Genomic DNA, 280 nt, shown 5'->3' with positions numbered 1-280 from the left:
GCCCGGAGCTCGCCGAGCCGTAGGCCGGTCAGCATCGCCGTCGGGATCATCGCGCACCACGGCTGCGGTGCTCGAGCGGCCGCCTGCAGCAGGCGATTGCCTTCCTTGAAGTCCAGGAAGTCGAACGCCGGCTTCTGGGCCTTGAGCCGCCGGATCTTCGGAGGCTGCGTCGTCAGCTCCCCGATCTCCTCGGCGTACCCGAGGATTTTCGAAAGGATGGCGAGCTCCTCGTTGATCGTCTTGGGCGCCACCCCGTCCTTCTTGCGGCGAGCCTTGAAGC

The 280-nt window shown here is 66.8% G+C and carries 1 pseudogene; it reads right to left on the bottom strand.

The features are described 5' to 3' along the window. Positions 1–280: pseudogene (locus OEB96_RS00150) on the bottom strand (tyrosine-type recombinase/integrase); the annotation flags it as partial.

Source organism: Paraliomyxa miuraensis (assembly GCF_026337845.1).
Taxonomy (GTDB): Bacteria; Myxococcota_A; Polyangia; order Nannocystales; family Nannocystaceae; genus Paraliomyxa; species Paraliomyxa miuraensis.
This window is presented reverse-complemented; position numbering and strand designations above follow the sequence as displayed.